Below are 6,783 nucleotides of genomic sequence, written 5' to 3'. Positions count from 1 at the left end.
CCTCACCTGGAAACGCCCCGCCCCACGGAGGCCCTCCGCCCCGAGGCCTTCCGTCCTGAGGCTCTCCGCCCCGAGGCCCTCCACGCGGAAGCCCTCTGCTCCGAGGCCCTCCTCTCCGAGGCTTGCCACGTGGAGGCCCGTCACTCGGAGGTCCTCCGCCCCGAGGCCCCCCAGGCGGCGTCCCTTCTCGTGGCGTCCCTCCGCTCCGAGGCCCTCCGCGGCGAGCGCCGGAGGGTCCAGGGGCAGGAACCCGGGCCGGATCCGGTCGGCGCCGATGAGCCCACCGTCCCGCGCCAGCACATCGGACCGTACGAGCCCCGGCCGCCCCGCCCGGCCTGTGCCCCCGACCCGCTGGACGACCCCGACCCGCAGCGCGCCGCCGACGCCGCCGCCGTCGAGAACCTCCTCCGCTGCTGGGTCCGGGAGAAGAACCTGCCGGCCCCCGGATCCACCACCCTGCGCATCCCCCTCGACGCCAGTGGCACCGCCCTCCTCGTCCCCGTCCGCTACTGGTCGCCCACCGGCTGGCACCGCTTCGGCGCCCCCGCCCTCGAAGGACTCCCGGCCTCGGCGCCGGCCGCCGACGCCGTCACGGTGGCCGCCCTGCTCAGCCGGGAGACGGGCCGCTCCGAGGGCACCGATCTCGTCGGCCGCGTCGCCGATTCCGCCCGCCGCACCGCGGACTTCCTCACCGAGCGCCGCCGCAGGCCCCAGCCGCACCCGGAAGCCGACCTCTTCCTCGCCGCCGAACAGTCCCTGCTGCTCGGCCACCCGCTCCACCCCACCCCCAAGAGCCGCGAAGGACTCTCCGAGGCCGAGGGCCGGCTCTACTCACCCGAACTGCACGGCTCGTTCCCCCTCCACTGGTTCGCCGTCGACCGCACCGTCCTCGCCGCCGACTCCGCCTGGACCGAACAGGGACGGCCCGTCAGCGCCGAACAGCTCGCCTCCGGACTCGCCGAAGGACTCCCGCTCCCCGCCGGCACCACCCCCCTGCCCCTGCACCCCTGGCAGGCCCGCGAACTCCTGCACCGCCCCGACGTCCGCGCCCTCCTGGACGCGGGCCTCCTCCACGACCTGGGCCCTCACGGCACCCCCTGGCACCCCACCTCCTCCGTCCGCACCGTGCACCGCCCCGGCGCCCGGGCCATGCTCAAGCTCTCCCTCGGCCTGCGCATCACCAACTCCCGCCGCGAGAACCTCCGCAAGGAACTCCACCGCGGCGTCGAGGTCCACCGGCTGCTCCGCACCGGTCTCGTCGACGAGTGGCAGGCCGCCCACCCGGGCTTCGACATCGTCCGCGACCCCGCCTGGCTCGCCGTCGACGCCCCGGACGGCACCCCCGTCCCCGGCCTCGACGTCATGATCCGCCACAACCCCTTCGGCCCCGGCGACGACGCCGTCTGCATCGCCTCCCTCACGACCCCCCGCCCCTGGCCCGGAGCCACCACCATGCGCTCCCGGCTCGCCGACGTCATCGGACGGCTCTCCGCCCGCACCGGCCGCCCCACGACCGCCGTCGCCGCCGAGTGGTTCCTCCGCTACCTCGACCAGGTCGTCCGCCCCGTCCTCTGGCTCGACGGCCACGCCGGCATCGCCCTGGAGGCCCACCAGCAGAACACCCTGGTGCTCCTGGACCCGGACGGCTGGCCGGTCGGCGGCCGCTACCGCGACAACCAGGGCTACTACTTCCGCGAGTCCCACCGGGGCGAGCTTGAGAGCCGCCTCCCCGGCATCGGCGCCGACAGCGACACCTTCGTCTCCGACCAGGTCACCGACGAGCGCTTCGCCTACTACCTCGGCATCAACAACGTCCTCGGTCTCATCGGCGCGTTCGGCGCCCAGCACCTCGCCGACGAACGCGTCCTGCTCGCCGCCTTCCGCAGCTTCCTCACCTCCGCCACCAGCCTCGGCTCCCCGCTTCCGCACCGGCTCCTGGAGGCCGCGACCCTGCGCAGCAAGGCCAATCTCCTCACCCGTCTGCACGGCCTGGACGAGCTCGTCGGGCCCGTCGACACCCAGTCCGTCTACGTCACCGTCACCAACCCCCTCCGTACCTGAACCCGTCCTGGACCCGTGCCGGCGCCGTCCCGCGCCCGCCCCGACCGCACCGCCGAGAGGAGAGCGACACCGTGTCACCCACCCGCCCACCGGTCGACCCGACCGAGGACGACACCCTGGACCTCAGGGTCGACGACCTCGTCGCCCTCCTCGACGGCGATCTGCTCGACTCCGTCGCCGGCTGGGGGCCCGCCGACACCTCCGTCGGCTCCTTCCGGCTCGCACCCGTGCGACTCGAACGGGACCTGCCGCTCCTCGCCCGGTGGATGAACGACCCCGCCGTCGCCGCCTTCTGGGAACTCGCCGGGCCCGACACCGTCACCGCCGAACACGTCCGCGCCCAACTCGAAGGCGACGGCCGGAGCGTCCCCTGCCTCGGCGTCCTCGACGGCACCCCCATGAGCTACTTCGAGATCTACCGCGCCGACCTCGACCCGCTCGCCCGCCACTATCCGGCGCTTCCCCACGACACGGGTGTCCACCTGCTGATCGGAGGCGCCACCGACCGGGGCCGCGGCGTCGGCACCACGCTGCTGCGCGCCGTCGCCGATCTGGTCCTCGACCACCGCCCCCGCTGCACCCGCGTCGTCGCCGAACCCGACATCCGCAACACCCCCTCCGTCTCCGCTTTCCTCAGCGGCGGCTTCCGCTACGCGGCGGAAGTCGACCTTCCCGACAAAAGGGCCGCTCTCATGATCCGTGACCGGGCCCTTCGCCACGTCCTGTGAACCACCTCCGTCTCCTATGCACCGCTCGACCCACAGCGGTTTCCACCCCGAGGAGTCCCCGTGTCGACATCCCCTGCACCACACGACTCCGCACCATCCACCCCGGCCGTCCCGGCTCCCAGGAAGAGCCCCGTCCCGGAGTCCGAACCGCTCGCACCCACTGAACTGCTCGCGCCCCCCGAGCTGAACGCCGCCGCCTGGACACGGGCGTCCTACCGCCTCCTCGCCAAGGCCCTCTCCGAGTTCGCCTACGAGGAGATCGTCGAACCCGTGCCCACCGGCGAGGGCGAGCCCGACCGCTACGCGCTCCGGCTCGACGACGGCACCGCACTCGCCTTCCGTGCCCGCCGCGGCGCCTACGGCAGCTGGCGCGTCACCGCCGGCACGGTCACCCACGAGGGCCGGCCCTTCAGCGATCCCTTCGACTTCCTGGTCCGCGCCCGCCGCCTCCTCCGGCTCGACGGCGCCACCCTCGGCCACCTGATCCGCGAACTCTCCGCCACCCTCGCCGCCGACGCCCGCCTCGACCACACGGCCCTCACCGCCGGCCGGCTCGCCGAGCTGTCCTACGCGGAACTCGAAGGCCACCAGACCGGCCACCCCTGGCTCGTCCTCAACAAAGGACGCATCGGCTTCTCCGCCACCGACGCCACCCACTGGGCCCCCGAGGCGCGCCGTTCGACCCGGCTGCCGTGGATCGCCGTCAGCAACCGCATCGCCGCCTACCGGGGCGTGGCAGGCCTGGAGACCCCCGACCGCCTCTACGCCCGGGAGCTCGACCCCGACGTCCACGAGGCCTTCCGGGCCGCCCTGGCCGCCCGCGGTCACGAACCCGACGGCTACCTCCTGCTGCCCGTCCACCCCTGGCAGTGGGACGAGGTCCTGCTCCCGCTCTACGCCCCGGCCATCGCCGCCGGGACCGTCGTCCCGCTCCCCGCCGACGGCGACCTCCGGCTGCCGCAGCAGTCCGTCCGTACCTTCCTCAACACCAGCCGTCCCGACCGGCACACCGTCAAGCTGCCCCTGTCGGTGCTCAACACCCTCGTCTGGCGCGGGCTGCCCACCGAGCGGACCCTCGCCGCGCCCGCCGTGACCGCCTGGGTCCACGGCCTGCGCGAAGCCGATCCGTTCCTACGGGACGAGTGCGGAGTGATCCTCCTCGGCGAGGTCGCCTCCGTCACGGTCGAGCACCCCCTGTACGACCGGCTTCCCGAAGTCCCCTACCAGTACAAGGAACTGCTCGGCGCGATCTGGCGCGAACCGCTGAGGCTGCCCCCGGGCGAACGGGCCCGCACCCTCGCCTCGCTCCTCCACACCGACCCGGAAGGCCGGGCGTTCGTCGCCGAACTCGTCGAGCGCTCCGGGCTCGCCCCCGCCGTCTGGCTCCAGCACCTCTTCACCGCTCTGCTCCCCCCGCTGCTGCATTTCCTCTACCGGTACGGCACGGTCTTCTCGCCCCACGGCGAGAACGCGATCGTCGTGTACGGCGACGACGTCCCCGTCCGGCTGGCGATCAAGGACTTCGTCGACGATGTGAACATCAGTGCCCAGCCGCTTCCCGAACACGCCACCCTCCCGGATGATGTCCGCGACGTCCTGTTGACGGAGGAGCCCGGATTCCTGACCCAGTTCATCCACTCGGGGCTCTTCGTCGGCGTCTTCCGCTACCTGGCGCCGCTCTGCGAGGAACAACTCGGCGTGCCCGAGGAGGACTTCTGGGGTCTCGTTCGAGCCGAGATCCTCCGGTACCAGGCGCGCTTCCCCGAGCTGAAGGAGCGGTTCGAGCTCTTCGACCTCCTGACCCCGCGGATCGAGCGGCTCTGCCTCAACCGCAACCGTCTGCACCTGGACGGCTACCGGGACCGGCCCGACCGCCCGCACGCGGCCGTCCACGGGACCGTCCCCAACCCGCTCGCGTGACCCGGCTGTCAGTCCCGCCCCGTAGGGTGGAAGGGCTATGACGAAGCCATCCCTCCCCGACCTCCTCCACGCCGCCGTCTCCGCCGTCGGCGGCACGGAGCGGCCCGGCCAGGTCACCATGGCCGAGGCCGTGGCCGAGGCCATCGACGACAACTCCCACCTCCTCGTCCAGGCCGGCACCGGCACGGGCAAGTCGCTCGGCTACCTCGTGCCGGCGCTGGCCCAGGGCGAGCGGGTGGTGGTGGCCACGGCCACCCTGGCGCTCCAGCGCCAGCTCGTCGAGCGCGATCTTCCCCGGACGGTCGAGGCGCTGCACCCGCAGCTGCGCCGCCGGCCGCAGTTCGCCATGCTCAAGGGCCGGTCGAACTACCTCTGCCTGCACCGGCTCCACGAGGGCGTCCCGCAGGACGAGGAGGAAGGCCTCTTCGACCCCTTCGAGGCGGCCGCGCCCAGCAGCAAGCTGGGCCAGGACCTGCTGCGGCTGCGGGACTGGTCGGACGAGACGGAGACGGGAGACCGGGACGACCTGACGCCCGGCGTCTCCGACAAGGCCTGGGCCCAGGTCTCGGTCTCCTCCCGCGAGTGCCTCGGCGCGAGCAAGTGCGCGTACGGACCGGAGTGCTTCGCCGAGGCGGCCCGCGAGCGTGCCAAGCTCGCGGACGTCGTCGTCACCAACCACGCCCTGCTCGCCATCGACGCCATCGAGGGCGCCCCGGTGCTCCCGCAGCACGAGGTGCTGATCGTCGACGAGGCCCATGAGCTGGTGTCCCGGGTCACGGGTGTCGCCACCGGCGAGCTCACCCCGGGCCAGGTCAACCGTGCCGTGCGCCGGGCCGCGAAGCTCGTGGACGAGAAGACGGCCGACCAGCTGCAGACCGCCGCGGAGGGCTTCGAGCGGGTCATGGAGCTGGCGCTGCCGGGCCGTCTGGAGGAGATCCCCGAGGACCTGGCGTACGCGTTGATGGCGCTGCGGGACGCGGCCCGCGCCGTGATCACGGCCCTGGGCAACACCCGGGACCGGGCCGTGCAGGACGAGGACGCGGTCCGCAAGCAGGCCATGGCCTCGGTGGAGACCGTGCACGGCGTGGCGGAGCGGATCACCCACGGTTCCGAGTACGACGTCGTCTGGTACGAGCGTCACGACAGGTTCGGGGCCTCGCTGCGGGTCGCCCCGCTGACGGTCTCCGGTCTGCTGCGGGAGAAGCTGTTCACGGAGCGGTCCGTGGTCCTCGCCTCGGCCACGCTCAAGCTGGGCGGCGACTTCAACGGCGTCGGGGCCTCGCTCGGCCTGGCGCCCGAGGGCACCAAGGGCGACGACCTGCCCGTCTGGAAGGGCATCGACGTCGGCTCTCCGTTCGACTATCCGAAGCAGGGCATCCTGTACGTCGCCAAGCACCTCTCGCGCCCCGCGCGCGACGGGGAGCGGGGCGACATGCTCGACGAGCTCACCGAACTGATGCAGGCGGCCGGCGGGCGGACCCTCGGCCTCTTCTCCTCCATGCGTGCCGCGCAGCAGGCGGCGGAGGAGCTGCGAACCCGGGTCCCGGAGCTGCCGATCCTGCTCCAGGGCGAGGACACGCTGGGCGAGCTGATCAAGAACTTCGCGGCCGACCCGAAGACCTGCCTCTTCGGCACGCTCTCGCTCTGGCAGGGCGTGGACGTCCCGGGGCCCAGCTGTCAGCTGGTCGTCATGGACAAGATCCCGTTCCCGCGCCCGGACGACCCGCTGATGAGCGCCCGGCAGAAGGCCGTCGAAGAGGCCGGCGGGAACGGCTTCATGGCGGTCGCGGCGACCCACGCGGCCCTGTTGATGGCCCAGGGCGCAGGCCGGCTGGTGCGGGCCACCGGCGACCGGGGCGTGGTGGCGGTCCTCGATCCCCGGCTGGCCACTGCTCGCTACGGCAGCTATCTGAAGGCCTCGCTGCCCGATTTCTGGTACACGACGGACCGCAACCAGGTCCGCAAGTCACTCGCGGCCATCGATGCCGCCTCGAATACGGAGGGCTAGTCCGAATACGGAGGGCCAGGAAGTCAGGGCACGGCAGGGCCCCGGGACCGGCGCAGTGGGTCCCGG

The 6,783-nt window shown here is 72.9% G+C and carries 4 protein-coding genes; all 4 read left to right on the top strand.

What is annotated here, in order from left to right; all coding sequences use genetic code 11:
* Positions 1-6 precede the first annotated feature (6 nt).
* The 4 genes from K7G60_RS37860 (at position 7) to K7G60_RS37845 (ending at position 6,717) form a co-directional block, all read left to right on the top strand.
* Complete coding sequence (locus K7G60_RS37860; protein ID WP_225805510.1) at positions 7-2,061, top strand: IucA/IucC family siderophore biosynthesis protein; 2,055 nt, start codon at positions 7-9, stop codon at positions 2,059-2,061.
* Positions 2,062-2,132: 71 nt separating this feature from the next.
* Positions 2,133-2,789, top strand: coding sequence for a GNAT family N-acetyltransferase (locus K7G60_RS37855; protein WP_225805508.1), 657 nt, complete (start codon positions 2,133-2,135; stop codon positions 2,787-2,789).
* Positions 2,790-2,849: 60 nt separating this feature from the next.
* A complete protein-coding gene (locus K7G60_RS37850; RefSeq protein ID WP_374115745.1) occupies positions 2,850-4,709 on the top strand; it encodes an IucA/IucC family siderophore biosynthesis protein in 1,860 nt (619 codons plus the stop codon).
* A gap of 37 nt (positions 4,710-4,746) precedes the next feature.
* Positions 4,747-6,717, top strand: a complete 1,971-nt coding sequence (locus K7G60_RS37845; RefSeq protein ID WP_225805507.1) for an ATP-dependent DNA helicase — start codon at positions 4,747-4,749, stop codon at positions 6,715-6,717.
* The last annotated feature ends 66 nt before the right edge of the window (positions 6,718-6,783 follow it).

The sequence above is a fragment of the Streptomyces sp. NK15101 genome (assembly GCF_020400725.1).
GTDB lineage: Bacteria > Actinomycetota > Actinomycetes > Streptomycetales > Streptomycetaceae > Streptomyces.
Note: the sequence above shows the minus strand (reverse complement) of the source record. Positions and strands in the feature narration are given on the sequence as shown.

Bases quoted from the DNA above. Each gene is read 5' to 3' on its own strand.
- K7G60_RS37845 (WP_225805507.1), top strand. From the start codon at position 4,747: ATGACGAAGCCATCCCTCCCCGACCTCCTCCACGCCGCCGTCTCCGCC.